Origin of the sequence: Paenarthrobacter sp. NPDC057981 (assembly GCF_042886835.1) — a bacterium.
In the GTDB taxonomy this organism is placed as follows: Bacteria; Actinomycetota; Actinomycetes; order Actinomycetales; family Micrococcaceae; genus Arthrobacter.
On the sequence record NZ_JBHVQI010000001.1, the window covers coordinates 86,153 to 112,776 of the forward strand.

Genomic DNA, 26,624 nt, shown 5'->3' on the forward strand with positions numbered 1-26,624 from the left:
CGAAAGTTGTACTGCGGATGTTTTAGCTAGGCTAAGCCTATGGTGGATCAGCCCGACGTCGGCATTTATCCGGAATATTGGGAGGCCGATGTCGTCCTGCGCGACGGCGGAACAGCCCACCTTCGCCCCATTCGGCCCGAGGACGCCGATGCCCTGCAGGCCTTCCATGCGGGCCAGTCCCAGGCGTCCATCTACATGCGGTTCTTCTCGTTCAAACCGAGGCTGTCCGGGAAGGAAGTGCGCCGCTTCACGGAAGTGGACCACATCAACCGCGTAGCGTTCGTGATCACCATCGGCGGCGAAATCATGGGCATCGGGCGCTACGACCGCCTCGATGACCCCAGCGAAGCAGAGGTCGCCTTCAATATTTCCGACGCCCACCAAGGCCGGGGCATCGGTTCGATCCTCCTCGAACACCTGGCGGTCGCAGCGCGGGAGAACGGCATCCGGCGGTTCACCGCCGAGGTCCTGCCGGACAACCGAAAGATGCTGATGGTCTTCGCAGACGCCGGGTACGACCTCAAGCGGCAATTCGACGACGGCGTGGTCAGTGTCGAGTTCAACATCGATCCCACCGAGAAATCACGCGCAGTCATGGAGTCCCGGGAGCACCGCGCGGAGGCGCGCAGCGTACGCGACCTCCTGTCGCCGTCGTCAGTGGCGGTCATTGGTGCCAGCCGAAAGTGGGGAACGGTTGGCTACCAACTGCTTGAGCACATCATCGAAGGGGGCTTCAGGGGACCCGTGTACGCCGTCAACCCCGAAGCGTTTGAGCTTGCCGGCATGGTCTCGTTCTCGAAATTGTCCGAGATCCCCGGCCCGGTCCAGCTGGCGATCGTCGCAGTGCCGTATGAAGAAGTGCCCAAAGTAGTGGACGATTGCGCGGCGGCCGGGGTCAAAGGGATCGTGGTAGCCACCGCGGGATTCGCCGACGACGGTGAGCGGGGCTTGGCGCGCCAGCATGAACTGGTACGGCGGGCGCGGGCCAACGGCATGCGCGTGATCGGTCCGGAGTCGCTCGGGATCCTGAACACGCTCCCGGCGGTCTCCTTGAATGCTTCCATGGCCCCCGCCATGCCGCCGCGCGGGAGCCTGGGCTTGTTCAGCCAGTCGGCTGCCGTCGGCGTGGCGGTATATGCGGCCGCCAGCCGCCGTCGACTGGGGTTGTCCTCCTTCCTGTCCGCCGGCAACCGCGCCGACGTCTCCGGCAACGATGTCATGCAGTACTGGGAGGACGACGCCGACACGTCCGCCGTCGGGCTCTATCTGGAGTCCATCGGCAACCCCCGCAAGTTCTCCCGGCTGGCGCGCAGGCTCTCACGCAACAAGCCGGTGATTGTTGCCAAGTCGGACGTCACCGGCCTCACGCTGCCGCCCGGCCATGAGGTCCGGACTACCCAGGCGCCGTCAGCTGCCTTGGACGCCATGATGCGCCAGGCCGGTGTCATTCGGGTCGACACCATCGAACAACTCATGGACGTCGCCCAGATCGCCTCCTCCCAGGCGCTGCCGCAAGGGCCGGGACTGGCGGTGTTCTCCAACTCTGTTGCCTTGGCCAAAGTGGTGGCGGACAGTGCGGTCCCGCTGGGCCTGGACGTCAATCGCCTGGTTACTGAGGTGGACCTCGACGCCGGCATGTCACTTGCGCTGCCGGCGCTGCGGGCCAGCCTGCAGGAAAGCCTTGCGGACGACTCCGTCCACGCCGTGGTGGCCGCCCTCCTCCCGGCCCGCGGCTTGACCGTGGAGGCGCTCGCAGGTGTCCTCGCCGAATGCGCCGAGGAGGCCGGGAAGCCCGTTGTCGCGGCCTTTACAGGAATCCTCGACCCTTCTGTCCATGTGGAGGGGATGGTGGGCGCTGCGGGGAAGCCGCCGTTGCCCTGCTACTCCAACGCCGGAGCAGCAGTAGCAGCCCTGGCTGCCATCGTCCGTTATGCGCAGTGGCGGGACCGTGACCACGGACTTTTCGTCGAGCCTGAGGGCTGCGACGTCGACGGCACACGTGAGAGGCTGGCGGCCATGCTGGCCGGTGTCACCGGCGAAAAGATCAGGAAGCTCGACGCCGGTGCAGCTGCGGCATTGCTGGCAGGCTACGGCATTGCGGTGCTGCCGAGCATTGGTTTCGCCACCGATGTGGAGGCCATCGAAGCGGCTGAGGCCGTGGGGTGGCCGGTGGTGTTGAAGACGACCGATCCGACCCTCCGGCACAGGCTGGACCTGGGTGGGGTGCGACTGGACATCCAGGACGCCCAATCCCTGCGGCAGAACATCGCGCAGATGCGCCGCGCACTGGAACCGTACGGCGCACCGTCGCTGGAAGTCCAAGCCATGGCTCCGGTGGGGCAAGCCTGCACATTCCGTGCCATGGAGGACCCTCTCCTGGGGCCCGTGGTCTCGTTTGGGTTGGCCGGTGACGCCGTGAATCTCCTGGACGACTGGGCACACAGGGTGCCGCCGCTCTCGGCTGCCGACTTGCATGATGTCATCCGGTCGCCGCGGGCGTCGCGGAAACTTTTTGGGTACCAAGGCCTGCCGGCCGTGGATGTGGCAGCCCTTGAGGACATCGCCGCCAGGCTTGCCAAGCTCAAGGATGACCACCCTGGAATTGCGCTGGTGGAGTTCAACCCGGTTCTTGCGGGGCCCGGAGGGGCGAAGATCCTGGGGGCCGAAGTGTGGATCGGCAACGCGGCCCAGCGTACGGACAGTGCCCGCCGGGCGATGCGGAGTTAGCCACAGGCAAGCGGTGGGCGGTTAGGAAGTCCCCAACTGATCTGTGAAAATGGGGGAATGAGCACCCAGTCTCCGACGCCTCAGTCCCGCCCGTCCAACAATGGGAACCACGCCGCGCACAACCACAGCTCGCAGGGACAAAGCCTGGAGCAGGCCCTGCAGCAGGCCGGTTTCTACCCCCGGTTGGTGGCCGACGTCGTCGATGACGCTTTGGATGGCCGCGAGTGCTTGTCACACCTGGTCCACCTGGAGACGCACTTCGACCGCGCGGAGGTCCGGCGCCACATCACCGTGCTGGTGCTGACGGAAGACATGCTGGTGATCACCCATGTCGATGACCAGCAGCTGGACGAGGCAGGCGAGCAGATCGTTGCACAGATCTCCACGGAGTCAGTGCCCGTTGCCCAGATCCGCTCGGTGGTCCTCAGCTACATGTACTCCCAGCCGCAAAACTACAAGTCCTCCGATCCCGTCCGGGAGCTGACCGTATCCATCGCGTGGTCGGGCGGGCAGCGGCTGGACATGGGGCCGGCAAGCTGTGGGGATCCCCAATGCGAGGCCGATCATGGCTACACCGGGACCATCGCCCAGGAAGACATTGTGCTGCGCATCAGCGCCGAAGCTGACGGGCTTCAGGCTGTCCAGGACGCCAAACTCTTTGCGCGCGCCCTGCGTGCAGTCAACACGGGAAACCCAGCCCCGGTCCAGCACTCCAGTATTCCGGCCCCCAGGCCTCGTTCGGGCGTTTTCAGCAACCGCCTGAGCCGCGGACACCAGCGTTGAGCGACACCGCGCAGACCCCCGCGTCGACGACGACAACTGAGCTTCCGGCACCACCGCTCTTCGGGACCAAATCGATCGCTGAAGTTCTGACGAGTTCCGCGGCCGCCCTCGGTGTCCCCGGTTTCACCAACCAGCTCCAGCTGCCGTCCACCCAGCGTGTCTGCGTTGTCCTCGCCGATGGACTGGGACGGAACCTGCTCAAGCAGAAGGCCTCCCACACACCGTTCCTGCGTTCGGTTGTTGCCGCAGGCCAAGGGAACGTCCCGGCATGGCTGGATGCTGCCTTTCCCAGCACCACGGCAGCTTCCTTGGCGAGCCTTGGCACAGGACTGCCGGCCGGACACCACGGAATGGTCGGCTATGACGTGCTGGACCCTGCCCAGGACAAGGTTGTCAACCTTCTGGGCAACTGGGACGCGCAGGTGGATCCTGCGACGTGGCAGCCGCATCCAACGGTCTTTGAACGCGTAGCCCAGGAGCTGGACGTTGTCACCGTAAGCCTGCCCCAGTTCGGCAACTCGCCCATGACACAAGCAGCGCTGCGCGGGAGTCGCTTCGTGGGAGGGACGTCCCTGCACGCCCGGACCGCCGCCGCGGCCGAGGCCATGTCCGGCGGTGGCCGGTCGCTGATGTACTTCTACGCCAACGAATTGGACAAGGCCGGTCACCGCTACGGATGCCAGTCCGACCGCTGGGAGCACCAGATCGAGGAGCTTGACTCCACGATAAAGAGGCTCTCCGCGACACTGCCTGCAGGCACCACCATCCTGTTGACCGGCGACCACGGCATGCTGGACGTCCCGGACTCCCAGCGGATCGACTTCTCGGCCGATGAGTCGCTGGTGGCAGGTGTCCGGCACACAGCGGGAGAACCCCGCATGGTGCATCTCTACTTGGAACCTGATGCCACTGATGCCCACCGTACTTCGCTGGTGGATGCCTGGAGGCGGCGGTTTGGCGAGAGGATCTGGGTCTTCACGCGCGAACAAGCCGTGGCCGCCGGGCTGTTCGGCGACGTTCTTCCTTCGGTCGCTCCGAGGATCGGCGATGTCATGATTGCGGCCAGGGATACGCTGGCCCTGTACGACACCCGCCGCGTGCGTCCGTCCTCACTGGAAGTCGTGGGACAGCATGGTTCCTTGACCCGGGCTGAGCGCGAAGTGCCTCTCGTGTGCTTCAGTGCAACCGGCAGGAAGGGCAAACGTGGCTGAACTGGTCTTTTTCTCCGGGACCATGGACTGCGGAAAATCGACGCTGGCGCTCCAAATGGACCACAACCACCGCGCCCGTGGACGTGGTGGTGTCCGGTTCAGCCGAAACGACCGGGCCGGCGATTCCGTGATTTCGAGCCGCCTGGGCCTGCAGACCGACGCAGTGGAAGTCGAAGACGCAACCGATTTCTGGGATGAAGTAGTGATCCGCCGAACCAGCGGACTCCGGGTGGACTATCTCATCTGTGACGAAGCCCAGTTCTATTCACCGGGCCAGGTCGAACAGTTGGCACGGGTGGTGGATGAGATGGACGTGGACGTCTTCGCGTTTGGCATCACGTCCGATTTCAGAACCCGCTTGTTCCCCGGCTCACAGCGGCTCATTGAGCTGGCGGACAGGGTCCAGGTCCTGCAGGTCGAGGCGCTGTGCTGGTGCGGCCGAAGGGCTACCCAGAACGCCCGGACGCTCAACGGCATCATGGTGGTGGAAGGCGAACAGGTCATGGTGGGCGATGTCGCACCTACCTCCGGAGACAGCGAAGGCCGGTCCGATGCCGGCGTCGTAGGCTATGAAACGTTGTGCCGCCGCCACTACATGCGCAGGGTCACCGCCCACGGCGCCAACCTTATGGCCGGCGCCGATCAGCCCTTGCCGTTCGACATTGATGCGTGCCTCTGGCCGGGAGCCGGACAGCCCGGCACGCAGGGCCAGCCGGGCACTCAAGGCTAGTCTCCGCGCGCTCCGAAAACGATCTCATCCCAACTGGGAATGCTCGACCTCTTGGGCCGTGCCGGTTGGCGTTCTGCCGGTGCTTCGACGTGTTGCCGGGCGTCCGGTTCGCCGCCCTCTTCCGAGGGTGCTTCCTCTGTCGGCGCAACGTCGCCAATGACGTCTTCAGTGTGGCCGCCGTCGTCATTTGCAGGTGCTTGTGCTGCCGGACCGCCACCCAGCAACTCGTCGAGACCGGCCGGTTTGCGGCCCACGAGAGGTGTGACAGGACGGAGCGGGCTGGCGACGACGGTGATCTCCCGGGTATCGGTGCTGACGCCATTGTGGAGCTTCAGGGAATCGTCGTCGTCATCGGCTTCGAAGTGGCGCGGCGCAAGGCTCAGCCGGGATAGCATCGAGGGCCGGCCGTCCCTGCGTGCAAGTTCCTCTTCCACGGAAACCTCGGAGCCGCGGTTCGCATCGTCGGTTTCGGTCGGCACCTCGGCCTCGTCGTCGCCCGGTCGTGGATGGGCCGCTGGCACGTTGCTCAACAAGACAGCCAGGGCGTCGTCGCCGTCCTCGTCGACGCCGAGGCGCTGGCCACGGCGTGAGCGGAGCATTTCCAGGAGGCTGTCCGATTCCTTGGCGGAGGCGCGTGCAGCCGTTTCGGCGTCGGTTTCAAAATCGAAGGGACGGTCGGAGACCGCGGCGAGGCGCCGGGCAGGTACCGGGCCATCCAGCGGCTCAAGTTCGCTGAGCTGCTGGGCCCAGCGGTTTGCGTTCTGCAAGGACTTTCGTTGGGGACTGAAAGTCCACATCGCCGGCGGCTCCTCGCCGATACTGCCATGCGTGCCGGGAACGGCCTCGAACCTGGCAACGACAGTCCAGGAACCGTCGGGGCGGCGCCACGAATCCCACTCCACTGTCGACGCGTCGATGCCGTGTGCGGACAGCCTGTGCTCCACCATGTCGCCCAGAGTGGCTGGTGCATCTCCGAAAGCGGAACGATACGCGTCATGGCCCGGAGCCGGGGCGGCAACTTCAATGCCACGAGCCTGACGGGCAACGTACTCGCGCTCGGCGAGGACGGGACCCTCGTAGCGCTGGACGTTTGCCAGCGGGAGGCCTGACAGTTCGGATACTTCCGCTGCGGTCGCACCGCTGCGGATTCTGGCCTGGATGTCCCTGGGGGACATGGCAATGGGTGTGTTGGAGGCGCGGGCGGCCACCTGTGCCGGTGTCCGGATCGCTGCCGCCCTCAAAGCCTCGTCGATCGGAAGCTGGAACATCGCACCGCCCGGGCCGCTTAAGAGCAGATGCCCGCCGTCGTCGTGGACGCCTACCAGCCGTAGATCCTGCATAACACCCTCCACCATGGCATAACTGACATTCGAAACTCTGCCACCAGCCGGGAGCATTTCCTACTAGGAGGGAGGGCGTGCCGTGATATTCCGCAGAAAACCGGGCAGAGTGGGAGCATCTATGGGCCCAGGGAAGCGCTATGGACTTTTGATGGGCGGCGGAGGACAATCTGGCCGATATCGGGCACAAATCCGACGTGCCCGGTGTTGCATACACCGGGCGGCACGAAAGGGTGTTGCCCGGGATCCCACGCACAGCAGGGACGGAGGACAAGGAAAGACCATGGCTACCGATTACGATGCTCCCCGGAAGACAGAGGAAGACGTCAGCGAGGATTCCCTGGAGGAGCTCAAAACGCGCCAGTCGGGAAAGCAGTCCTCAGCTGTTGATGTCGATGAGACAGATCTTGCTGACGGGTTCGAACTGCCGGGAGCCGACCTCTCGGGAGAGGAACTCCTGATTCAGGTGATGCCTCCTCAGGCTGATGAGTTCACGTGTTTCAACTGCTTCCTGGTCAAGCACAGGTCCCAGATCGCCGCGGAACGGGGCGGCCACCTCTATTGCACCGAATGTGAGAGCTGAACCGGACCCGGCGGCTGGCTTCAGGGCCGGGGTGCTGCCAGGGCGGCAACGAGTTCTTCAGGCCTACGCGAGGAGGCCAGCCAATAGGGGGTGCGGTCGGCGGGATCCGTGATCTCGATCTTGACCACGGGATCGATCCACCCACGGAAGCACATGTAGGCCAACCCGTTCAGGCGCGGCCCGCGCTCAGCTGTCGCCTCCGCTTTCCTGAACGCCTGGACTGAGCCTACGAACGCACGGTCAATGCTGGCCCGGCCCACTCGTACGGTGTCCGAGGTGACCGTGATAGTGGGAGTGGAAAGGACCAGCATGGTGGTCATGATCGCCAGCAACGCAAGTGCGGCGATGATGGCTGCAGCTGGGCTGATGGGGCCGAACATCAGCAGCCCGGCGCTTGAGAGTCCGACAACGACAATCCAGATCCACAACGACGGCCACAACTTCTCCGTGTACAGGACTCCAGGAGCGGTGGGGTTGTTCCGGGCAGGCACGGGGGAGGACTGGTCAGGCGTAGGCATACCACCAGTTTATCCGGCCCCCGGCTCCCGGATGTCCGTCCGGGCAACGCCCACGGGCAGAACAGGAAATGCCAGTAACAGTAGAATGAACCACTGTGAGCAATGAGACTGCAGTATTCAGTAAAGACCCTGTAAGCCCGGACGCGGAGACCACCGCAGGCTACGGCGCCCCGACCTTGGACGTACAGCTGAAAATGCTCGACGACGGCCTGGAAGCCCCCTCCTACGCCCACCCGGGTGATGCCGGAGCAGATCTTCGGGCCCGCGAGGATGTCCACCTGGCTCCCGGGGAACGCAAGCTGGTACCGACGGGAGTCTCCATTGCTCTCCCGGACGGCTTTGTCGCCCTTATCCATCCCCGTTCAGGGCTCGCTACCAAGCACGGTCTGACCGTCGTCAACGCACCAGGAACCGTGGATGCGGGATACCGGGGCGAAATCGCAGTGACCCTGCTGAACACCGACCAAAGCACCGCCATAAGCCTCAAACGCGGCGATAGAATTGCCCAGATGGTCATCCAGAGGGTCGAGTATGCACGGTTCGTCGCCGTTGACCAGTTGTCCGAAACGGTCCGTGGTACCGGAGGATTCGGGTCTACCGGAGGATTCAACGCACCGAAGGCCTGAGCCGGTCGCGCCAGGGGCAGTGGCCACCGGCGGACAACTGACGCCATGGCCTGGTTACCGTGGACCACCGCGCTTGCGGTTTACTTGGGGATAGATCACTACTAAGGAGAAAACCCAATGCTTTTTGGGCGCGGTAAAAAGTCCAAGGCCGAGCGGGCAGACATTGCCGGCACCGTCGAGGAATCCGGTGCAGGTTCTGAGGAGACCCCAGCCGCCGGGGACCGCGTTCCCGGCGACTTCCGCCTCGGCAAGGGGCCGCTGGACGTTGATGAGATCGACAGCCGCGACGGTTATGTGGACCTCGGTGCCCTCCTGATCGCTCCCTCTGAAGGCCTCCAGCTCCGTTTGGAGGTGGAAGAGGCCACCCAGCGTGTAGTCGCCGTGACTCTGGACCTGGGTGGCTCCAGCCTGCAGCTTCAGGCGTTTGCTGCCCCCCGCTCTGAAGGACTGTGGGATGAAATCCGGGAACAGATCTCCCAGTCCGTAGCCAGCCAGGGCGGCGAGACCGAGGAAATCCAGGGCGAGTTCGGAACAGAGCTTGTGGCCAAGCTGCCTGCTGAAGCTGCTGACGGAAGCAAGGGCTTCCGCGCCGCACGCTTCATGGGTGTGGATGGACCGCGATGGTTCCTTCGAGGCGTCCTGGGTGGACAGGCGGCCTTGGAGCGTGACGCTGCCGCAGGCCTCGAGGATCTGTTCCGCCGTGTGGTGGTGGTCCGGGGTGACAACCCGATGCCTCCGCGGGAATTGCTGCAACTGCGCTTGCCCAAGGATGCCGCCGTACCCGGCCAGGCCGGTGCCCCCCAAGGTACCGTCCCGCCGTCGGCCCCTTCCTTGCAACAGCCTGAGCGAGGCCCGGAGACCACCCAGATTGGCTGACTCGCCAGGCCAGGGTGGAGTGGCTGCCCAACCTCCCGGGGACGTGGGGATCCGCGACCTTCCCGAACGGGGAAGGGCCGTGTGCGCCGGTTTCATCGAGTCCGTGACGCACCAGCCGCCCAGCGCGCAACCGTTCTTCTCCGCCATTGTGGTGGACGCGTTGCGGCCAGGGGTCCCAACCCAGCCAACGGCTGCAGGCGCCAGGAAACAGTACGATCGCTTAAGGGTGATTTGGCTGGGACGGACACGGGTGCCCGGCATCGAAGCAGGCGTTGAACTTCGCCTGGACGGCATGGTGACCCAGCTCGACGGCTTACCCGCCATGTTCAACCCGCGCTACGAAATACTTTCCCGTCAGGAGCACCTATGACCGTGGCCAACGGATCAGAGCCCAAGGACAGCGGGTCGTCCTCGCCGAAGCAGGGCGACACCCATCGCACTGATGTACCCAAGCCCGCCAGCGAAGGCCCGCGTATGTCCGACATCGCTGCGGGATACGCCGAAAAAGCCGGGCTCCACCGTAACAGCGCCGGCCACGTCGACATGCTGAAGTCGGCCGGCGGCGTACAGGGCATTGCCGAAAGCATCCTCCCGGGGCTCCTCTTCCTGGTGACCTTCACCATCACGCGCGACCTGACGCCGTCGCTCATTGCGGCCCTTGCTGCCGCCGCAGTCTTCACCGTCGTTCGACTGGTCCAGCGGCGCCCCTTGACACAAGCGCTGGCGGGGGTGGTCGGCGTCGGTATTTCGGCTTGGTTGGCGAACACCACCGGCAAGGCCGAGGACTTCTATGTGCTGGGCTTCTTCACCAACCTGGCCTACATCGCGGCCATGGTGCTTTCGATCGCGCTCAAATGGCCTGTTGCGGGTCTGCTCTTCGGCTTTGTGCGCAACGAGGGACTTGAATGGCGGAAGAACCCGGAACGGCTCCGCTCCTACAAGTTGGGCACGTGGATCGTGGTGGCCGTGTTGGCCCTGCGCCTGGTGGTGCAAGTGCCGCTGTATTTCATGGGCGAAGCCGGACTGACCGCACTCGCAACTACCCGACTCCTGATGGGTGCCCCGCTCTACATCCTGGGCTTGTGGGTTGCCTGGCTGGTCACCAAGCCGGCGGTTCAGCCGTCGAAGCCGTCGTCGTCAGAGACCTGATCGGCTTCTGCCGCGTGGTCGCCACTTGCGTGACTTGCCCGTGAATTTTTCGACAACAAGGCGCGGAGCCCGTCTTCGGCTGCGATGGTGGTGACGAAGAAGAGTTCGTCACCGCCGTCCAGGACGTCATCGCGGGTAGGGGTAATCGGAGCCTGGTCGCGGAGGATGGCCACAAGCGTGGCATCTTCGGGCCATTCGATGTCGCCTACCGTACTTCCAATGACATGGGAGTCGTGCGGAACAGTGAACTCGACAATGGAGGCCACGCCGGTTTGCAGAGTCAGCAGGCGCACGATGTCGCCAATCTCCACGGCTTCCTCCACCAGTGCCGTCATCAGCTGCGGGGTGTTGACTGCGACGTCAACGCCCCAGGAGTCGTTGAACATCCAGTCGTTCTTCGGGTTGTTAACGCGTCCTACCGTGCGTCCCACGCCGAATTCGGTTTTGGCCAGGAGCGAGACCACCAGGTTGACTTTGTCGTCGCCGGTGGCCGAAACAACGACGTCGGCATCGTCAAGTTTGGCGTCTTGCAGGGTGCTCAATTCGCAGGCGTCTCCCACCAGCCAGCGGGCGCCGCGGAGCCCGCTGCGTCCAATGACCTCGGGCTTGAGGTCGATGAGCAGGATCTGGTGTTGATGGGCCAGGAGCTCACGCGCGATGGACGAGCCGACGCTGCCTGCGCCAACAATGACAACTTTCACTAAGACTCCTTGGCGGGTGCTTTGGCGAGGATCCGGCTGATCTCGGATGTTCGTTCCAGGTTCAGCATGGCGTGGACAGTGTCGCCTTCCTGGTAGGCGGTGCCGCCTTGGGGGAGCAAGCCCTCGCCGAAGCGGGTGAGGAAAGCGATGCGGATACCCGCGGCTTGTTCGATGGAGCTGAGCCTGTGGCCGATCCACTCCGGGTGAAGGTCCACTTCGGCCAGGACCAAGCGTCCGGACGGTTCGCGGTAATCGCCTGCCAAATGCTGTTCGGGCAGGATACGGCGGAGGACTTGGTCAGCGCTCCAGCGCACTGCGGCAACTGTAGGGATTCCCAAGCGCTGGTAAATTTCTGCGCGTCCGGGATCGTAGATGCGCGCCACCACGTGGGCGACATGGAAGGTCTCGCGGGCCACACGGGTGGCCAGGATGTTGGAGTTGTCACCGCTGGAAACCGCCGCGAACGCATAGGCCTCCTCCACACCTGCTTGCTTGAGAGTGTCCCGGTCAAAGCCAACCCCAGTGACTTTCCGCCCGGTGAAGGACTTGCGCAAACGCCGGAAGGCCCGCTCGTCCTGATCGATGATGGCCACCGAATGGCCTGCATCCTCCAAAGTGTGTGCCAGGGTTGCGCCAACACGCCCGCAACCCATGATCACGAAGTGAGCCACCGTGTCTCCTAATGTGTGTCGTCCCTGCCGCTCGGTATGACTTTACCGTTGCCACGTGGCTAAGCACGTCTTCGCCGTCATGACATCGCAGGGTATTCAGAGTAGCTTTGCGGAGTGCTGACAATTTTGAATGCCGCGAAGCGGGTGCTGGTGGGCCGGCCCTTCCGGAACGACCGGCTGTCCCACACGCTGCTGCCCAAGCGCATCGCCTTGCCGATCTTCGCCTCGGACGCCCTGTCCTCCGTAGCGTATGCACCGGATGAAATCCTGCTGACGCTGGCCCTTGCAGGGGTGAGCGCCGTCGCGTTCTCGCCGTTGGTGGGCCTCGCCGTCATGGTGGTATTGCTCACAGTCGTGGCGTCCTATCGCCAAAATGTCCACGCGTACCCTTCCGGTGGCGGCGATTACGAGATCGCCAACGTCAACCTTGGCAAGTACGCGGGGTTGACTGTTGCGTCCGCCCTGCTGGTGGACTATGTCCTGACTGTTGCGGTGTCGATGTCCTCAGCAGCCACTTATCTGACGACTGCCATCCCGTCCCTTCATGGGCAGCAAGCCCTCATCGCCACGATCGGTGTCATCATCCTCGCGCTGGTCAACCTCAGGGGCATCAAAGAGGCCGGCACCGTGTTCGCCGTTCCCACCTATATCTTCATGGCGTCCATCCTTGGCATGACCGCGGTGGGTATCTTCCAGGCCGTGACAGGCCAGTTGGGGGAGGCGCCGTCAGCACACTTCACCATCGTTCCCGCGCCTGGATTCGATGAAGGCCTGGTTGGCCTGGCCGGTGCCTTCCTGCTGCTTCGTGCCTTCTCCTCGGGCGCCGCCGCCCTGACAGGTGTTGAAGCCATCAGCAACGGCGTGCCGAACTTCAAGAAGCCCAAGAGTAAGAATGCTGCAAGCACGTTGCTGCTGCTTGGTGTGATAGCTGCCTCCATGCTGGCCGGAATCCTGTACCTGGCCAACGCCACCAAGGTGCATATCGTGCTGGATCCTGCCCGGGAGTTCCTGGTGGATGGAAAACCCCTTGACGAGGGGTACATCCAGACGCCGGCAATCAGCCAGATTGCGGACACGATCTTCGGCGCCGGCTCCATACCCTTCTATGTGGTGGTTGCAGCCACGGGCATCATCCTTGTGTTTGCCTCCAATACGGCCTTCAACGGATTCCCTGTCCTGGGCTCCATCCTGGCCCAGGATGGCTACCTTCCGCGCCAGTTGCGGACGCGCGGCGACAGGCTCGCGTTCAGCAACGGCGTCCTGGCCCTGGCGGCGGGAGCCCTGGTGCTGATCCTGGCATTCAATGCAGATGTCACCAAACTGATCCAGCTGTACATCGTGGGTGTCTTCATTTCCTTTACAGCCAGCCAACTCGGCATGATCCGACACTGGGGCCGCGAGCTCAAGCTGGCCAAGGACAAAGCTGTCCGGCGCAGGATCATCAAATCCCGCACCATCAACATGATGGGCTTTGGCATGACCGCGCTGGTGCTGGTCATTGTCCTGATCACCAAGTTTGAACAGGGAGCCTGGATCGCCCTGCTCGCCATGTTCATCCTGTTCCTCATCATGTGGAGCATCCGTGCCCATTATGACAACGTGGCCAAAGAACTCGCCGTGGATGAGGATTCCTCTCCCCGGGCCTTGCCGACCCGTGTCCACGCTGTACTCCTGGTCTCGCACGTCCGCAAGCCTGTGCTGCGGGCGCTGGCCTATGCCCGGGCATCGCGGCCCTCCCGCCTGGACGCCATAACCGTTGACATCAACTCCGAGGAGACCGAACACACCGTCAGGGACTGGGAGAAACTGGAAATTCCCGTTCCGCTGACGGTCTTGGCCAGTCCATACCGCGAGACCGTGACGCCCATCATGGATTACATCAAGAACATGCGCCGCGATTCACCACGCGACCTCATCGTCGTCTACATTCCCGAGTACGTGGTGGGCAAGTGGTGGGAACAGCTGGTCCACAACCAGACAGCACTCAGGATCAAGACGAGGCTCCACTTTGAACCCGGAGTCATGGTTGCCAGCGTTCCCTGGCAATTGAAATCGTCCGAAGAAGCAAAGGCACTGCAGGATACCTAATGACCTCCCACAGCAATTCCGCCCACACTGGGCACAGCAATACACCTGGAAACCAAGCAGTGGAAGGCAATGAAGCGGTCGTCACGGTCGGTTCCATCGCCCACGGCGGGCATTTTGTGGCGCGCCACGAAGGCCGTGTCATCTTCGTCCGGCATGCCATCCCCGGTGAGAAGGTCCGTATCAGGTTGACCGACGCTGGTGAGTCGTCGCGCTTCTGGCGTGCCGACGTCGTCGAGATCCTTGAACCCTCACCCGATCGCGTGCCCCATTTCTGGAAGCCGGCCGACGCCCTGGCCTCCTGGAAACGCGGCACCCCTCCTGTCGGCGGTGCCGAGCTGGGGCATATCTCACTTGCCAGGCAGCGGGAGCTGAAGGCAGAGGTCCTGGCTGAGCAGTTGAAGCGGCTCGCCGGTCTCGAGCTCGCCACCGAGGTGGAGGCAGCCGGGGCTTCCGACGACGGCGGACTCGGCTGGCGCACGCGCGCCAGCTTCGGGGTAACCGCCAACGGCCGTTTGGGAATGCACGCGCATCGATCGGATGTGGTGCTGCCCATCAAGGAGATGCCGCTGGCACTTCAAGGAATCAACGATCTCCGGTTATGGGATGTCGATCTTTCCGGCATTGCCCGGGTTGAGGTTGCCGTTCCCTCCAATGGTTCCAGGCCGCTGGTGCTCCTTGCGCCGGAGGAGGGCACCAGCCCCAAGAGGTTGCACAGTATTGTGTCCCAACTGCCGCACGATATTTCCGTGGCGGCTTTCGATCCCGGCAAGGGCGGGGTCCAGCAGCTCCGGGGAAGGACATGGGTCCAGGAGAGTGCCGCCGGCCACGAGTACCGGGTTACGGGTGAGGGTTTCTGGCAAATCCACAAAGAAGCGCCTGACACGCTGGCTGGCGCCGTGACCGACTATCTTTCCGGGGGCGGGTATTTGCACCCCGGCGCTGCCGTGGCCGATCTGTACGCCGGTGCGGGACTGTTTACTGCCCTTCTGGCGGACGTCGTAGGGGTTACCGGTTCGGTTCTGTCGGTCGAAGGCTCCCCGGGTACCAGCCGGGACGCACGGAAAAACCTCCATGGAGCACCCCAGGTAGAGATCATCCAGGGTCGTGTGGAGCGGGTGTTGCATCAGCGTGCCCGCAGTTTCGACTCCCTGGTGCTGGATCCGCCGCGCGCCGGCGCAGGCAAGTCAGTGGTCAAGCAACTCATGGCCACCGGCCCCCGCGCCATCGCCTATGTGTCCTGCGATCCCGCGTCCTTTGCCCGTGATCTGGGTTACTTCCACCAGGGTGGCTGGCGGCTTGAGTCACTGCGGGCCTTTGATCTGTACCCCCACACGCACCACGTGGAAACTGTCGGCCTGATTGTTCCTCCCGCCTAGGAGGGACAGGCCCCCGGCCCGCGGGAGACTGCGGGCGCGGCGGCTTGGGTGGCTCCTGCCCTCCGCGGAGATAAAGCCACTACGATGGGCCTAGTAGTCCCGCTCAACTGGATGTGAAGGCCTCCGGGGGCGGGGTGACCAACAAAGATGCCGCCCGGCTAAGTAAGGTGTGCCTAACTGGCTAGCGGCCAACCACGCGACAAAGATGAAACTGTTGCGAGAGGAGTCCTGCCATGAGCACTGTGGACAGCTTCGGTTCCAAAGGCGTACTGAATGTAGCCGGCACCGACTATGAAATTTTCCGGTTGAACTCCGTAGAGGGCGCAGACAGCCTTCCGTTCAGCCTCAAGGTATTGCTTGAAAACCTCCTGCGGACTGAGGATGGCGCCAATATAACGGCTGACCATGTCCGCGCCCTTGCCGGTTGGGACCCCAATGCGGAGCCCGACACGGAAATCCAGTTCACCCCGGCACGTGTCATCATGCAGGACTTCACTGGCGTTCCCTGCATCGTTGACCTCGCCACCATGCGCGAGGCCGTCAAGGAACTCGGCGGTGACCCCAAGCGAGTCAACCCGCTGGCGCCGGCAGAAATGGTCATCGACCACTCCGTCCAGATCGACGCCTTCGGCAACGCCGGCGCACTGGAGCGCAACATGGAGATCGAATACCAGCGCAATGGTGAGCGCTACCAGTTCCTCCGCTGGGGCCAGACAGCCTTCAACGACTTCAAGGTTGTTCCCCCGGGAACCGGCATCGTGCACCAGGTCAACATCGAGTACTTGGCACGCACGGTCATGACCCGCGAGGTCGACGGCGTTCTGCGCGCCTACCCGGACACCTGCGTTGGTACTGACTCGCACACCACCATGGTCAACGGCCTTGGCATCCTGGGCTGGGGCGTCGGTGGCATCGAAGCCGAGGCCGCCATGCTCGGCCAGCCCGTATCCATGCTGATTCCCCGCGTTGTTGGCTTCAAGCTCAACGGCAGCATCCCCGCAGGCGCCACCGCTACCGACGTCGTCCTGACCATCACCGAAATGCTGCGCAAGCACGGTGTAGTTGGCAAGTTTGTTGAGTTCTACGGCGAAGGCGTTGCAGCCGTGCCGCTGGCCAACCGCGCCACCATCGGCAACATGAGCCCGGAATTCGGTTCCACGGCCGCCATGTTCCCGATCGACGACGTCACCCTTGACTACCTGCGCCTCACCGGCCGCTCTGAAGCAAATGTTGCCCTGGTGGAGTCATACGCCAAGGAACAGGGCCTCTGGCACGATCCTTCCCGTGAACTGCGTTTCTCCGAGTTCCTCGAGCTGGACCTGTCCACGGTTGTTCCGTCCATCTCCGGCCCCAAGCGTCCCCAGGACCGCATTGAGCTCACGGATGCGAAGGAACAGTTCCGCAAGGACATCCACAACTACGTCGCCATCGAAGACGGCAGCGTTGACGAGGCATTGGACGAATCCTTCCCGGCTTCGGACGCCCCCTCCTTCACGCACGCTGACTCGCACACTACGGAGACGAGCCGCGTTTTCTCGGCTGCCAACGGTGCGCACGGCCGTCCATCATCGCCGGTCAAGGTCACCACAGCTGATGGCCGCGAATTCGAACTGGACCACGGCGCGGTATCGATCGCTTCGATCACGTCCTGCACCAACACGTCCAACCCTTCGGTCATGCTTGCGGCTGCTCTCCTTGCCCGCAACGCCGTGGATAAGGGTTTGACTTCCAAGCCGTGGGTCAAGACCTCTGTTGCTCCCGGTTCCAAGGTAGTCACCGACTACTACGAGAAGTCCGGACTGACCCCGTACCTGGAGAAGCTGGGCTTCTACATCGTGGGTTACGGCTGCGCGACGTGCATCGGTAACTCCGGCCCGCTGGAGCCGGAAATCTCTGAAGCCATCCAGGCCAACGACCTCTCCGTAACTGCAGTGCTCTCGGGTAACCGCAACTTCGAAGGCCGCATCAACCCGGACGTCAAGATGAACTACCTGGCCTCCCCGCCGCTGGTCATCGCCTATGCACTGGCCGGTTCCATGGACTTTGACTTCGACACCGATTCCCTGGGAACCGACTCCGAGGGCAACGAGGTCTTCCTCAAGGACATCTGGCCGAACCCCACGGAGGTGCAGGAAGTCATCGACTCCTCCATCGACGAAGGCATGTTCGCCAAGGGTTACGAAGGCGTCTTCGACGGCGACGACCGCTGGAAGGCGCTCGACACGCCCGCCGGCGACACGTTCGTTTGGGCCGAGGATTCCACGTACGTCCGGAAGCCCCCATACTTCGAGGGCATGAAGGCCCAGCCGGATCCCGTCCAGGACATTTCGGGTGCCCGCGTGCTCCTGAAGCTGGGCGACTCCGTCACCACAGACCACATCTCCCCGGCCGGTTCCTTCAAGTCGGACACCCCGGCGGGCCAGTACTTGCTGGCCAACGGCGTGGAGCGCAAGGACTTCAACTCCTACGGTTCGCGCCGTGGCAACCACGAAGTCATGATCCGTGGCACCTTCGCCAACATCCGCATCAAGAACCAGCTCCTGGACGGCGTCGAAGGTGGCTTCACCCGCGACTTCAGCCAGGAAGGTGCCCCTCAGGCCTACGTCTACGACGCTGCCCAGAACTACCAGGCCGCAGGAACGCCCCTGGTTGTCCTGGCCGGCAAGGAGTACGGTTCCGGCTCGTCCCGTGACTGGGCAGCCAAGGGTACCGCCCTCTTGGGCGTCAAGGCAGTCATCGCCGAAAGCTACGAGCGTATCCACCGCTCCAACCTGATCGGCATGGGTGTTCTTCCGCTGCAGTTCCCTGCGGACGAATCCGCTGCGACACTCGGCCTCACTGGCACGGAGACGTTCTCCGTGGAAGGCGTTACCGAGCTGAACAACGGCACCACGCCAAGGACCCTCAAGGTCACGGCAACGGCTGAGGATGGCTCGTCCAAGTCATTCGACGCCGTACTGCGCATCGACACCCCGGGCGAAGCAGATTACTACCGCAACGGTGGCATTCTGCAGTACGTCCTGCGGCAGATCTCCGCATAGTGAATCCGGCTGGTCACAGCTGATTCCGTGCCATGCAGCCCCGGCTGGTCATCCGACCGGCCGGGGCTGCTGGCGTCAGGGACATCTGGCGCCCCAGCGGTGATGCCGCCGGGAAACGCGTGGACTCCGGGCACGCGCTAAAGTTAACGAGCACGTCATTCACCCTAAGGAGGGCCGTTGGGACTTTTGGAAACCGTCAAGGATCCACAGGACCTGGCCAAACTGTCCGGCAAAGAGCTGGAAGAACTGGCCGGCGAAATCAGGGCCTTCCTGATCACCAACGTCGCGGCGACAGGCGGGCATCTTGGTCCGAACCTGGGTGTGGTTGAACTTACCCTCGCCGTCCATCGGATGTTCGATTCCCCGCGCGACAGCATCATTTTCGACACGGGGCACCAGTCCTACGTGCACAAGCTCCTGACCGGACGGCAGGACTTCAGCACCCTCCGCCAGCAGGGCGGCCTCTCAGGCTATCCGGATCGTGCCGAGTCCGAGCACGACATCGTGGAGAGTTCCCACGCGTCGTCGTCGCTGTCCTGGGCGGACGGTATTTCCCGTGCCCGCCAGCTGACCGGCGAAGGCGACCGGTTCGTCGTCGCCATTGTAGGTGACGGTGCGCTGACGGGTGGGATGACATGGGAAGCCATCAACAACATCGCCGCGGACAAGCGGCGTCGCGTTGTGATCGTTGTCAATGACAATGGGCGTTCGTATGCCCCTACCGTCGGCGGTTTGGCCGACTACCTTGCCTCACTGCGCCCCACCATCGACTCTCTCCGTACGGCTCCGGCCTACGAACGGATGCTTGATTGGTGGAAGAAGAAGCTTCAGAACGGCGGCCCCGCCGGGCAGTTCACCTATAAGAGCCTGCATGCCATGAAGAAGGGCATCAAGGACTGGTGGGCTCCGCAGGGCATGTTCGAGGACCTCGGCATGAAGTACATCGGGCCTGTGGACGGACACAACCTCCAGGCCATGGAGCATGCGCTGAACACCGCCAAGGCTTACGGCGGGCCGGTGATCGTGCACGCCATGACCGAAAAAGGCCACGGCTACGCTCCGGCGCTGGCCAACGAGGCGGACCAGTTCCACGCCGTCGGCATAATCGACCCGGAGACGGGGGAGTCCACCGAAACTCCTGGAGCCAGGTCCTGGACCTCGGTGTTCGCCGAGGAGATCGCCGATATTGCCGACGAACGTGAGGACATTGTCGGCATTACCGGTGCCATGCTTATTCCGGTCGGGCTGCACAAGTTCGCAGAGCGCCACCCGGAGCGCGTTATCGACGTCGGCATCGCCGAGCAGCACGCGCTGACCTCGGCCGCTGGAATGGCTTTTGGCGGCCTGCATCCGGTCGTGGCGGTGTACGCAACATTCTTAAACCGTGCCTTCGACCAGCTCCTCATGGATGTGGCGCTGCACAAGGCCGGTGTCACGGTTGTCCTGGACCGCGCCGGCGTGACCGGCCCCGATGGGCCCAGCCATCACGGCATGTGGGACATGGCAATGGTTCAAATCGTCCCGGGCCTGCATCTGGCTGCCCCGCGTGATGCCACCCGGCTCCGCGAGGAACTGCGCGAGGCCGTCGCCATCAATGACGCTCCGACCGTGGTCCGTTTCTCCAAGGGCAGTGTCGGCTCCGAAGTCGAAGCCATCGAACGGCTCCACGATGGCGTGGACATCCTTGCCCGCAGGCCGGAGGGTTCTACCGAGAACGATGTCCTGATCGTCAGTGTTGGTGCCATGTCGGAGCTGGCCCTTGATGTGGCTGGCCGTCTGGGCGCGCAAGGGATCAGCTCGACTGTGGTTGACCCGCGCTGGGTCCTTCCCGTCAGGAAGTCGATCATTGCGTTGGCGGCCCGGCACCGGTTGGTGATCTGCATCGAGGACGGAGTCCGCGCCGGCGGCGTTGGTTCGCGTATCCGTCAGGAAATGCGGGCAGCAGGGGTGGATACCGCCCTGAACGAAGTCGGCCTGCCAGTCGAATTCCTGGTGCACGGCTCCCGCGGACAGGTGCTGGAACGCGTCGGGCTCACCGCCCAAAAGATCACTCACGACGTCGTTGCCCAGGTTTTGGGGACAAAGGTCCCCTTCGCGCGGCCTCTCCCGGGCCAGGAGCACCCTACAACCGGCAGCTTGCCCACTCTGTGAGGAATGATCGCGGACCGGGCGCGCTGCTGCCCGGCGACCTCGTTGTGTCGCGGAACAGGAAATTTGACGGTACGGCCCACTGGGTGGTGCCCGGCCGTTATCTCGGTGAAGACATCCACGGTTGGTGGACTTTCCAGGGCAAGGGGGAGTTCTGCTCCCGGCCTGGTGCGGCTTTTTACACCGCATCCGATTGCTTGTTGTTGGTTCCCCGGACAGGTGAGTTCGTGGTGACGTTCTACGATGACAGCTATCCGGGGGATTTCCGGATTTACGTGGACCTTGCCACCGGCCACGATTGGACTCCCATCAAGCCGGGAGTCACCGAGTTCCACATGATCGATATGGATTTGGACGTCATCCGCTCCACAGTTCATGGAGTGTTCGTTGATGACGAAGACGAGTTTGAGCACCACCGGGTGGCCATGGGCTACCCGGAAGAAATCGTGGACGCCCTGCGCGCCGAATGCGCAACGCTTTTCGAGGCTGTCCACACCATGCAACCACCGTTCAACGTCCAGGACCCGAACAGTCCGAGCGCGGAATGGTTCAGGAAGGGACGCGCGTGAGCGGCATCATCCGGACATACAAGACAGACGACGAGGGTGTCCTCCACTTTCGGGAGGCCTGGTACGACGACGATGACAAGCAGTTTGTGGTCAACCACGGCGTCGTAGGGCACCAGAGCAAGACCAACGAGACCGAGGTCAGTGATGACTCTTCCGTTGACGGATTGATGGCCGCCTTCGCTGCCCAATGTGAGGAAGACGGCTACGCGGAGATTCCCGAGTCTGAGCAGTTCTGGGTAGTGGCGCAGATTGCGCTCAAGACAAAGGACGGCACCGAACGTGACCGCCACCTTGAACGAAAGGCCAAGACGGCCCTGACCGGTGAGCTGGCATGGCGTGGCCTGGGCGTCGTGGACCGATCCGAAATCGGCAACGGCCACCTCAACATCTTCTGCCTCTGCCCGGACGTCAACAAAGCTGTCAACGCCATCAAGGTCTGCGTTCGCGGGGAAGACCTGGACTTTACCAAGCTCACCGTGGCTGCCGCGCCCTACACCGATCCCACGGCATTCAAGGTCAAGCACTCGCCCAAGCAGGGTCTTGGCTTTAGTCTCTAAGTAGCACCCTCAGCACTGGTTCCATCGCATCAGGAGGATCCCCATGCCGTCAAAGAGCAATTGGCCCGGACATACACCTCTGCCCAAGGGATTGGCTGCGCCTGCCAAGCGGGCTCTGGCCCACCAGGGCATAGAAACGCTGGAGCAGCTGGCCGAGTATGGGGAAGGGCAGGTCTCCAAACTGCACGGGATGGGGCCGGTGGCCATTGCCCAGCTCGAGGATGCCATGGAGGAATCGGGAATCTCCTACGGAGCTGCGGGCAACTAAGTGTTTTGTTGCCCAGGGTGACTATCCCGCCGTGAGGGCGGGATAGGCTGGCTTCATGACTGAATACCGACGCCTTGGCCATTCCGGACTGACCGTTTCAGCTGTAGGGCTGGGCTGCAACAATCTGGGGCGTGCCAACACGCCCACTGAGTCCCAGGAAGGCACCAACGCGGTTGTTCATGCCGCCGTCGAAGCCGGGGTGACCTTTTTCGACGTCGCAGATGTCTACGGACGTGAGCCCGGACTCAGCGAAACGATGCTCGGCAAAGCGCTGAAGGGGCACCGGGACGACGTCGTTGTCGGCACTAAGTTCGGCATGGACATGCGAGGGGTGAACGGAAACGATTTCGATGCCCGTGGTTCACGCCGCTACATCGTGAAAGCCGTTGAAGCATCCCTGCGCCGCCTGGACACGGAGTGGATCGACCTCTACCAATTTCACAAACCGGATCCGCGGACACCGATCGACGAGACTCTTGCCGCGCTTGATGACCTGGTATCCAGTGGCAAGGTCCGGTATATCGGCCATTCCAACTTTGCCGGCTGGCAGATCGCGGAGGCCGAATACGTAGGACGCCAGGCCGGCGGTGTGCGCTTCATTTCGACGCAGAACCACTACAACCTGCTGGATCGCCGGGCTGAGCTCGAGGTTCTTCCGGCAGCAGAGGCCTTCTCCTTGGGAGTGCTTCCCTATTTCCCACTTGCCAATGGCCTGCTGACGGGAAAGTACTCCGCTGGCAAGGCTCCGGAAGGTTCGCGGTTGAGCCACACGCGCACCAACCTGGTGCACGACGCCGATTGGGACCAGTTGGGCCGTTTCGGCCAGTTCGCCAAGGAGCGAGGCATCACCGAACTGCAACTGGCGTTCTCCTGGCTGGCGGCCCAAACCGGAGTCAGCAGCGTCATTGCCGGTGCGACCCGTCCGGAGCAGATCCGCGAGAATGCAGAAGCCGTCTGCTGGGTTCCGACGCAGGAGGACCGCGAGGAACTGGACGGCATCTTCCCGAGGTCACCCAAGGTGGCGCTTTTCTAGCCCTCTCCCACATCCCGCCCAGTCTCAGGCGTCCCCCGCTCACGTAAGAGCGCTAAAACCGGATCGCTCTCTCACCAAGGTGAGAGAGCGATCCGGTTTAGGCCGCGGGATGTGAAAGAGCGTTGAGGTTCAGCGGCGGCTTAGGCCGGTGCTGATGCAACGCCCGGTGCCAGGAACCGCTTGCCGTTGACACGCTCCGAGGCGCCAACACGGTCCAGGTACGGGGTGATTCCGCCCAGGAACATCGGCCAACCGGCACCCATGATGACGCAGAGATCGATGTCTTCCGGGCCGGCAACGACGCCTTCTTCGAGCATGAGGCCGATTTCCTCGGCCAGGGCATCCTGGGTGCGGCGCAGGACTTCGGCACCCGTGGAAGGGGTGTTGCCGAAGGACATGATCGCCAGGGTTTCCGCAGGAATGACGGGCTGTCCGTCGGGTCCAGTGACCCACAGAGTTTTCACGCCGTTGTCGATCAACTTCTGCAGGTTCTGCGACACCGGGAATCGGTCACCGAACGCTGCGTGCAGGGACTCTTGAACGTGCTGGGCTACCGGCAGTCCCACCATGGCACTGAGCGTGAAGGGGGACATGGGCAGGCCCATGGGACGCAAAGCAGTGTCGGCGACCTCCGCGGGGGTGCCTTCGTCAAACGCTGCGATGACCTCTCCCATGAGACGCAAGAGGATTCGGTTGACCACGAACGCGGCCGCGTCCTTGACCAGTACCGCAGTCTTCTTGAGTCCCTTGGCCAGTTCGAACGCGGTGGCCAGGACGGCGTCGTCGGTCTTGGGAGCCTTCACGATCTCCAGCAGCGGCATGACAGCCACCGGGTTGAAGAAATGGAAGCCCACCAGGCGTTCGGGATACTTCAAGTCCTCAGCCATGGCCGTGACGGACAGCGAGGACGTGTTCGTCGCCAGGATGCACTCGGGCGAGACGATTTCCTCAACTTCGGCGAAGACCTGCTTCTTAATGTGCAGTTCTTCGAAAACAGCCTCGATGACGAAATCGGCGTCGGCAAAGGCAGCCTTGGAGACAGAACCCGTGACCAGCGCCTTGGTCCTGTTGGCGGCGTCCGGCTTGATCCGCTTCTTGGCCAGCATCTTGTCCACTTCGGCGTGGACGTACGCCACTCCCTTGTCCACCCGTGCTTGGTCGATATCGGTCATGACCACGGGCACCTTGAGCTGGCGGGCGAACAGCAAGGCCAGCTGGCTGGCCATCAGCCCCGCGCCGACGACGCCGATCTTGGTCACCGGGCGTGCAAGTTTACGGTCCGGAGCTCCGGCAGGACGCTTGGATCGTTTCTGTACGAGGTCGAGGAACGCATACACGGTGGAGCGGAATTCGTCGGTCTGCATGAGCCCGGCGAGGGTTTCGCATTCGAGTTCCGCTGATTCCTGCTGCGTCATGGTCCGGTTGGCTTCCATGACATCCAGCACCTTCGCCGGCGCGGGTGAGGCGTTGGAGGTCTTGGCCTCGATAAACTCACGGCCCGCCGCCACCGCTGCTGCCCAGCGGGCGGCCACTGTGTCGGCAGAGGCGTCCACCGCGTTGCTGCGCTCGGGTGTGACATCGCCGGAAATCACTCGTGCGGCCCATGCCAGCGACTGTTCCAGGAAGTCTGCGGGCTCGAACATGGCGTCGGCCACTCCGAGCCCGTAGGCCTGGGGTCCCGTGAGTGTCCGGTTGTTGCTGAGCGGATTCTCGATCATCACCTTGACCGCGTTTTCCGGACCGATGAGGCGCGGCAGGATATAGACGCCGCCCCAGCCCGGCACCAGGCCGATGAAGGCTTCCGGGAGTGCCAGCGCACCGGCACCTGTGGAAACAGTCCTGTACGTGGACTGAAGGGCGATCTCCAGGCCACCGCCAAGGGCAAGGCCATTGATGAACGCAAAGCTCGGTACCCCGAGGTTCGCCAGCGTGCTGTAGACGGCGTGGCCGAGCTGGGCCATCCAGAGCCCGTGCTCGCGCTCCTTGAGTGTCTTCACAGCGGAAAGGTCGGCCCCTGCGACAAGGAAGTAGGGCTTGCCCGTGACACCGACGCCGGCAATTTCGCCGCGCGCGGCCCGCTCCTTGAGGCCCTCCAGGACGTTGCCCAGCTCAACCAGGGTATTCGGGCCCAGCGTGGTGGGCTTGGAATGGTCCAGTCCGTTGTCAAGGGTGATGAGGGCAAAAGTTCCCGCACCACCGGGGAGCTCGATGTCCTGGACGTAGGAGTGCGTGACAACCTCGTCGGGGAACAGTGCTGCGAGCTTCTGGAATTCGGCGGCGCTCATGCGGCGGCTCCTTCGGTGGTGGTGGCGGCAGCGGCCGGCTCAGGGAGTGAAGCTTGGTAATCGGCGTGGTGGGGGTTTTCCCAGATGACCGTGGCACCCATGCCGAGGCCGATGCACATAGTGGTGATGCCGTAGCGGACGGACGGATCTTCTTCGAACTGCCGGGCGAGCTGGTTCATCAGCCTGACGCCCGAGGAAGCAAGCGGATGTCCGACGGCGATCGCCCCGCCGTAGCGGTTGACGCGGGGGTCGTCGTCGGAAATACCGAAATGGTCCAGGAAGCTGAGTACCTGGACGGCGAAGGCCTCGTTGATCTCGAACAGTCCGATATCTTCGATGCCGAGCCCGGCGTTCTTCAGTGCTTTCTCTGTGGCCGGGACAGGGCCGATGCCCATGACTTCAGGCTCGACGCCGGCGAACGCGTAAGAGACCAGGCGCATCTTAACGGGCAACCCAAGTTCTTCTGCGGCCTCCGCGGACGCCAGGACAGCAGCAGTGGCGCCGTCGTTCAACCCTGCAGCATTGCCGGCGGTGACGCGGCCGTGGGCGCGGAAGGGGGTGCGCAGTCCGGCAAGGTCCTCCACAGTGGTGCCGGGGCGTGGGGGTTCATCGGTGGTGTGCAGCGCCCAGCCCTGGCCCGGCTTCATGGTGGCCACAGGCACGAGGTCGTGCTGGATCTGCTCGTTCGCGTAGGCTGCGGCCAGCTTGGCCTGGGACGCTGCGGCGTAGGCGTCCGTGCGCTCTTTGGTGATCGCGGGGAAGCGGTCATGCAGGTTCTCGGCTGTATTGCCCATGTTCAAGGCTGCGGGATCCACCAGTCGCTCGGACATGAAGCGCGGATTGGGGTCCGCGCCTGCGCCCATGGGGTGGTTGCCCATGTGCTCCACGCCGCCTGCAATGACGACGTCGTAGGCGCCGAAGCCGATGCCGCTCGCCGTCGTCGTTACTGCCGTCATGGCACCTGCGCACATGCGGTCGATGGCGAACCCGGGAACCGAACGGGGGAGGCCGGCCAGCAGCGCCGCTGTACGGCCGATGGTCAGGCCTTGGTCTCCGGTCTGCGTGGTAGCGGCAATGGCTACTTCGTCGACGCGGTCGGCAGGAAGCGAAGGGTTGCGTCTCATGAGCTCGCGAATGCATTTCACCACCAGGTCATCGGCGCGGGTGCCCGCATAGATGCCTTTGTCGCCGGCTTTGCCAAAGGGTGTGCGGACCCCGTCCACGAAGACGACGTCACGGACGTTCCGCTGGGCATTGCGTGTTGGACTCATGTAATAACTCCTCGTTGAGACATGGCACCGTTGTCCGCTGAGCGGATTCCAGTTGGCATTACTGCAATGTTAC

General features: G+C 63.4%; 23 protein-coding genes. 17 read left to right on the plus strand and 6 right to left on the minus strand.

Features of this window, described 5'->3' with window-relative positions; translation table 11 throughout:
• Nucleotides 1–39: 39 nt before the first annotated feature.
• The 4 genes from ACFVSI_RS00370 to ACFVSI_RS00385 are packed head-to-tail and all read left to right on the plus strand — an operon-like array spanning nt 40 to nt 5,451.
• Nucleotides 40–2,727 (plus strand): GNAT family N-acetyltransferase, encoded by a 2,688-nt coding sequence (locus tag ACFVSI_RS00370; RefSeq protein WP_387818999.1) that lies wholly within the window; start codon nt 40–42, stop codon nt 2,725–2,727.
• Nucleotides 2,728–2,784: 57 nt separating this feature from the next.
• Nucleotides 2,785–3,510, plus strand: a complete 726-nt coding sequence (locus ACFVSI_RS00375) for a DUF5998 family protein (RefSeq protein WP_144662524.1) — start codon at nt 2,785–2,787, stop codon at nt 3,508–3,510.
• Nucleotides 3,507–4,721, plus strand: a complete 1,215-nt coding sequence (locus ACFVSI_RS00380) for an alkaline phosphatase family protein (RefSeq protein WP_387819000.1) — start codon at nt 3,507–3,509, stop codon at nt 4,719–4,721. Before ACFVSI_RS00375 ends, ACFVSI_RS00380 begins: the two co-directional genes overlap by 4 nt.
• The gene (locus ACFVSI_RS00385) at nt 4,714–5,451 is read left to right on the plus strand and encodes a thymidine kinase (protein WP_387819001.1); all 738 of its coding nucleotides are present in this window, start codon (nt 4,714–4,716) and stop codon (nt 5,449–5,451) included. Before ACFVSI_RS00380 ends, ACFVSI_RS00385 begins: the two co-directional genes overlap by 8 nt.
• Here ACFVSI_RS00385 and sepH read toward each other — a convergent pair.
• Entirely contained in the window at nt 5,448–6,791 is a 1,344-nt protein-coding gene (gene sepH, locus ACFVSI_RS00390; protein WP_387819002.1) for a septation protein SepH, read from the minus strand. The two genes, ACFVSI_RS00385 and sepH, sit on opposite strands and share 4 nt — an antisense overlap.
• A gap of 283 nt (nt 6,792–7,074) precedes the next feature.
• Here sepH and ACFVSI_RS00395 point away from each other — a divergent pair, with 283 nt between their 5' ends.
• Complete coding sequence (locus tag ACFVSI_RS00395; protein WP_387819003.1) at nt 7,075–7,374, plus strand: DUF4193 domain-containing protein; 300 nt, start codon at nt 7,075–7,077, stop codon at nt 7,372–7,374.
• A gap of 20 nt (nt 7,375–7,394) precedes the next feature.
• Here ACFVSI_RS00395 and ACFVSI_RS00400 read toward each other — a convergent pair whose 3' ends face one another.
• Entirely contained in the window at nt 7,395–7,892 is a 498-nt protein-coding gene (locus ACFVSI_RS00400; protein WP_387819004.1) for a DUF3093 domain-containing protein, read from the minus strand.
• Between the two features lie 95 nt (nt 7,893–7,987).
• Between ACFVSI_RS00400 and dut the strand changes: the two genes are divergently transcribed.
• From dut to ACFVSI_RS00420, 4 genes are all read left to right on the plus strand, one after another.
• On the plus strand, nt 7,988–8,518 hold the full coding sequence (gene dut, locus ACFVSI_RS00405) for a dUTP diphosphatase (protein ID WP_387819005.1): 531 nt from the start codon (nt 7,988–7,990) through the stop codon (nt 8,516–8,518).
• 117 nt (nt 8,519–8,635) lie between these two features.
• Entirely contained in the window at nt 8,636–9,394 is a 759-nt protein-coding gene (locus tag ACFVSI_RS00410; RefSeq protein ID WP_387819006.1) for a DUF3710 domain-containing protein, read from the plus strand.
• Nucleotides 9,387–9,764, plus strand: coding sequence for a hypothetical protein (locus ACFVSI_RS00415; protein WP_387819007.1), 378 nt, complete (start codon nt 9,387–9,389; stop codon nt 9,762–9,764). Before ACFVSI_RS00410 ends, ACFVSI_RS00415 begins: the two co-directional genes overlap by 8 nt.
• Before the next feature lie 104 nt (nt 9,765–9,868).
• On the plus strand, nt 9,869–10,543 hold the full coding sequence (locus tag ACFVSI_RS00420) for a DUF3159 domain-containing protein (RefSeq protein WP_387819693.1): 675 nt from the start codon (nt 9,869–9,871) through the stop codon (nt 10,541–10,543).
• Here ACFVSI_RS00420 and ACFVSI_RS00425 read toward each other — a convergent pair.
• The gene (locus ACFVSI_RS00425) at nt 10,510–11,244 is read right to left on the minus strand and encodes a potassium channel family protein (RefSeq protein ID WP_387819008.1); all 735 of its coding nucleotides are present in this window, start codon (nt 11,242–11,244) and stop codon (nt 10,510–10,512) included. The two genes, ACFVSI_RS00420 and ACFVSI_RS00425, sit on opposite strands and share 34 nt — an antisense overlap.
• Nucleotides 11,244–11,915 carry a potassium channel family protein gene (locus ACFVSI_RS00430; protein WP_387819009.1) on the minus strand — a complete coding sequence of 224 codons (672 nt, stop codon included), beginning with the start codon at nt 11,913–11,915 and terminating at the stop codon, nt 11,244–11,246. The genes ACFVSI_RS00425 and ACFVSI_RS00430 overlap by 1 nt, the downstream gene beginning before the upstream one ends.
• 114 nt (nt 11,916–12,029) lie before the next feature.
• On the opposite strand from ACFVSI_RS00430, the gene ACFVSI_RS00435 reads away from it, so the two are divergent.
• The 8 genes from ACFVSI_RS00435 (at nt 12,030) to ACFVSI_RS00470 (ending at nt 22,995) form a co-directional block, all read left to right on the plus strand.
• Nucleotides 12,030–14,003 carry an APC family permease gene (locus ACFVSI_RS00435; protein ID WP_387819010.1) on the plus strand — a complete coding sequence of 658 codons (1,974 nt, stop codon included), beginning with the start codon at nt 12,030–12,032 and terminating at the stop codon, nt 14,001–14,003.
• Nucleotides 14,003–15,379, plus strand: coding sequence for a class I SAM-dependent RNA methyltransferase (locus tag ACFVSI_RS00440; protein ID WP_387819011.1), 1,377 nt, complete (start codon nt 14,003–14,005; stop codon nt 15,377–15,379). Before ACFVSI_RS00435 ends, ACFVSI_RS00440 begins: the two co-directional genes overlap by 1 nt.
• 233 nt (nt 15,380–15,612) lie before the next feature.
• Nucleotides 15,613–18,420 carry an aconitate hydratase AcnA gene (gene acnA / locus ACFVSI_RS00445; protein ID WP_387819012.1) on the plus strand — a complete coding sequence of 936 codons (2,808 nt, stop codon included), beginning with the start codon at nt 15,613–15,615 and terminating at the stop codon, nt 18,418–18,420.
• 177 nt (nt 18,421–18,597) lie between these two features.
• On the plus strand, nt 18,598–20,571 hold the full coding sequence (dxs, locus tag ACFVSI_RS00450; protein ID WP_144662513.1) for a 1-deoxy-D-xylulose-5-phosphate synthase: 1,974 nt from the start codon (nt 18,598–18,600) through the stop codon (nt 20,569–20,571).
• Nucleotides 20,568–21,137 carry a DUF402 domain-containing protein gene (locus ACFVSI_RS00455; RefSeq protein WP_387819013.1) on the plus strand — a complete coding sequence of 190 codons (570 nt, stop codon included), beginning with the start codon at nt 20,568–20,570 and terminating at the stop codon, nt 21,135–21,137. Before dxs ends, ACFVSI_RS00455 begins: the two co-directional genes overlap by 4 nt.
• Entirely contained in the window at nt 21,134–21,694 is a 561-nt protein-coding gene (locus ACFVSI_RS00460) for a hypothetical protein (protein WP_387819014.1), read from the plus strand. The genes ACFVSI_RS00455 and ACFVSI_RS00460 overlap by 4 nt, the downstream gene beginning before the upstream one ends.
• 43 nt (nt 21,695–21,737) lie before the next feature.
• Nucleotides 21,738–21,962 (plus strand): hypothetical protein, encoded by a 225-nt coding sequence (locus tag ACFVSI_RS00465; protein WP_144662510.1) that lies wholly within the window; start codon nt 21,738–21,740, stop codon nt 21,960–21,962.
• Between the two features lie 55 nt (nt 21,963–22,017).
• The gene (locus ACFVSI_RS00470; RefSeq protein ID WP_387819015.1) at nt 22,018–22,995 is read left to right on the plus strand and encodes an aldo/keto reductase; all 978 of its coding nucleotides are present in this window, start codon (nt 22,018–22,020) and stop codon (nt 22,993–22,995) included.
• 140 nt (nt 22,996–23,135) lie between these two features.
• On the opposite strand, the gene ACFVSI_RS00475 is transcribed toward ACFVSI_RS00470, so the two are convergent.
• Together ACFVSI_RS00475 and ACFVSI_RS00480 are read right to left on the minus strand one after the other, a co-directional pair.
• On the minus strand, nt 23,136–25,280 hold the full coding sequence (locus tag ACFVSI_RS00475) for a 3-hydroxyacyl-CoA dehydrogenase NAD-binding domain-containing protein (RefSeq protein WP_387819016.1): 2,145 nt from the start codon (nt 25,278–25,280) through the stop codon (nt 23,136–23,138).
• On the minus strand, nt 25,277–26,551 hold the full coding sequence (locus tag ACFVSI_RS00480) for a thiolase family protein (protein WP_387819017.1): 1,275 nt from the start codon (nt 26,549–26,551) through the stop codon (nt 25,277–25,279). Before ACFVSI_RS00480 ends, ACFVSI_RS00475 begins: the two co-directional genes overlap by 4 nt.
• Between the last annotated feature and the right edge of the window lie 73 nt (nt 26,552–26,624).

Coding starts and splice junctions, on each gene's coding strand:
- ACFVSI_RS00420 (WP_387819693.1), top strand. CDS start 9,869: ATGTCCGACATCGCTGCGGGATACGCCGAAAAAGCCGGGCTCCACCGT.
- sepH (WP_387819002.1), bottom strand. CDS start 6,791: ATGCAGGATCTACGGCTGGTAGGCGTCCACGACGACGGCGGGCATCTG.
- acnA (WP_387819012.1), top strand. CDS start 15,613: ATGAGCACTGTGGACAGCTTCGGTTCCAAAGGCGTACTGAATGTAGCC.
- ACFVSI_RS00480 (WP_387819017.1), bottom strand. CDS start 26,551: ATGAGTCCAACACGCAATGCCCAGCGGAACGTCCGTGACGTCGTCTTC.
- ACFVSI_RS00470 (WP_387819015.1), top strand. CDS start 22,018: ATGACTGAATACCGACGCCTTGGCCATTCCGGACTGACCGTTTCAGCT.
- ACFVSI_RS00465 (WP_144662510.1), top strand. CDS start 21,738: ATGCCGTCAAAGAGCAATTGGCCCGGACATACACCTCTGCCCAAGGGA.
- ACFVSI_RS00395 (WP_387819003.1), top strand. CDS start 7,075: ATGGCTACCGATTACGATGCTCCCCGGAAGACAGAGGAAGACGTCAGC.
- ACFVSI_RS00475 (WP_387819016.1), bottom strand. CDS start 25,280: ATGAGCGCCGCCGAATTCCAGAAGCTCGCAGCACTGTTCCCCGACGAG.
- ACFVSI_RS00400 (WP_387819004.1), bottom strand. CDS start 7,892: ATGCCTACGCCTGACCAGTCCTCCCCCGTGCCTGCCCGGAACAACCCC.
- ACFVSI_RS00410 (WP_387819006.1), top strand. CDS start 8,636: ATGCTTTTTGGGCGCGGTAAAAAGTCCAAGGCCGAGCGGGCAGACATT.
- ACFVSI_RS00440 (WP_387819011.1), top strand. CDS start 14,003: ATGACCTCCCACAGCAATTCCGCCCACACTGGGCACAGCAATACACCT.
- ACFVSI_RS00375 (WP_144662524.1), top strand. CDS start 2,785: ATGAGCACCCAGTCTCCGACGCCTCAGTCCCGCCCGTCCAACAATGGG.
- ACFVSI_RS00370 (WP_387818999.1), top strand. CDS start 40: ATGGTGGATCAGCCCGACGTCGGCATTTATCCGGAATATTGGGAGGCC.